Annotated in this window: 1 protein-coding gene; it reads left to right on the top strand. The window is 40.3% G+C overall.

What is annotated here, in order from left to right; all coding sequences use genetic code 11:
* A partial coding sequence (locus FFM75_RS14090; RefSeq protein ID WP_414672090.1) for a mucin-binding protein occupies positions 1–1,567 on the top strand: 1,567 nt, incomplete at both ends.

Genomic DNA, 1,567 nt, shown 5'->3' with positions numbered 1-1,567 from the left:
TAGCAGTGCAGCGAAGGCTGAAACGACCAGTGCAAGTAATAGCAGTGCAGCGAAGGCTGAAACGACCAGTGCAAGTAGTAGTGCAGTGAAGGCTGATGCAATCAGTGCGGGTGGAAACCAGATTGTAGCGCAGATAGCCACTAATGTTTCTAAAAATGATGCAATAGTTACAACTAAGTTTGCTCAAAACTATGGTAGAAGGGTATTGGCAGGTTCAGTTACCAATACGGGTTTCTCAGTTAGTGATCCAGATTATCCATCTGGGATGTGGATTGATCCAGATAAATCTCATTATAGTTATGAATGGTTGCAAGCAAAATCTGGTGGAAACCAGATTGTTTTTTCAACTAATCGAACGGGCGATGGAATTGTTTATGTAACGGAATTATCGGCATCAAATCAAGTTTTAAAACAATACACTTTAAATCAAAATACTCAGGTAACATCTGCTGTATCTGATAGCACTACCTACTATAATGATGCTTATTTTGAAATGGTTCGAAGTTCAAACAATAGTTTTGTTACTAAATATAATGCTAGTAAATTTGATAGTAACTACTACAGTACACTTTCTTATTTTGTACCCAAATTGATCACACAAACAACCTATTACGTTGATAAAGATGGCAAGCAAATCACCGACAGTAATGGTAATCCGGTTGTTGCTTATACACAAAAAGGGTTAGTTGGCCAAAATTATACGACCAGCGACGTAAATGTTGTAAATGGTTACTATGCTACTGCACCTTCTAATTCAAATGGCGTTATGTCACCATACGGAAAGATTGGTGCTAGCTATGTTAAAAACTTTCATAATGGAGTAGTTATTACTTACACTCAGACTGGTTCAGATGGAACAATGTCTGCTTCAATTGCTCAAAATGGAAAAGTTCTCAAAACATGGACAAGTATAGAGCCCTCAGATCCTACGATAACGTATCAACTAGGTTCTGCGACATACGGAATTAAAAATCCATATATTCCACAAACCTCTGATGTTGAGTATGTTTACAGCAAGCTCGGCAACTGGGTCGTCTCTAATCCTGATGGCTCGACAACATCAATTATTTATCCCAATAATCCTAGTGACCCTACTAAGATTGCTGATTCATCGGTGCCTGATTACCCGGTTATTGATTTTTTTCCTGGCTATACACCTGAAGACCATATGGGGACTCCTTTGGTGCCAGTTGATCCCGATGACCGTACTAAGGGCTATATTCCGCCAATACCTTCTGATAATGGTACAGATACAACGATCACCTATACAGCAGATAAGCAACAAGGTAGTGTCAGTTACGTTGATGATACGACCGGAAAAACTTTAAAGACGGACTCAATCTCAGGAACAACGGGTTCAAAATCCAGCTATAGTACCAGCGGTAGCATTGCCGATTATAAGAAACAAGGGTATGAGTTGGTCACCGATGGCTATCCAGCAGGTTTGACGTTCGACAATGATGACACAACTGATCAGAATTTCACGGTTCACTTGAAGCATCGGTTGACGCCAGTGAATCCAACGGATCCACAGACACCTGGAACGCCAATCAATCCAGACGAACCA

The sequence above is a fragment of the Lactiplantibacillus daowaiensis genome, assembly GCF_005405085.1.
Classification (GTDB): Bacteria; Bacillota; Bacilli; order Lactobacillales; family Lactobacillaceae; genus Lactiplantibacillus; species Lactiplantibacillus daowaiensis.
This window is presented reverse-complemented; position numbering and strand designations above follow the sequence as displayed.